Below are 263 nucleotides of genomic sequence, written 5' to 3'. Positions count from 1 at the left end.
GGTTGTTCTTTCAGATACCCAACAGGGTGCTTATCGCCTCCACCAGCCGCACCGAGACCGTTCCTCCAGACCCGAAAGTCTGCGTACTAGGTGAATCGGCCGTTGCCGGCTTGAGCTAACCAGTGTCTCCGCCTTTGAGCACCCCACCACCACATTCGGGTAGTGCGGGCCACTGTCCGCTTTCGCGGATAGTTGCTCCTTAGAAAGGAGGTGATCCAGCCGCACCTTCCGGTACGGCTACCTTGTTACGACTTCGTCCCAAT

1 rRNA gene is annotated in these 263 nt (G+C 57.8%); it reads right to left on the bottom strand.

Annotated features, from left to right (window positions below):
- Positions 1 to 203: 203 nt before the first annotated feature.
- Positions 204 to 263 (bottom strand): 16S ribosomal RNA (locus tag WH85_RS46465); the annotation flags it as partial.

Origin of the sequence: Actinoplanes rectilineatus, from assembly GCF_000962825.1 — a bacterium.
In the GTDB taxonomy this organism is placed as follows: Bacteria; Actinomycetota; Actinomycetes; order Mycobacteriales; family Micromonosporaceae; genus Actinoplanes; species Actinoplanes rectilineatus.
The sequence above is the reverse complement of the archived record's forward strand: the minus strand, read 5'-3'. Positions and strand labels throughout refer to the sequence as shown.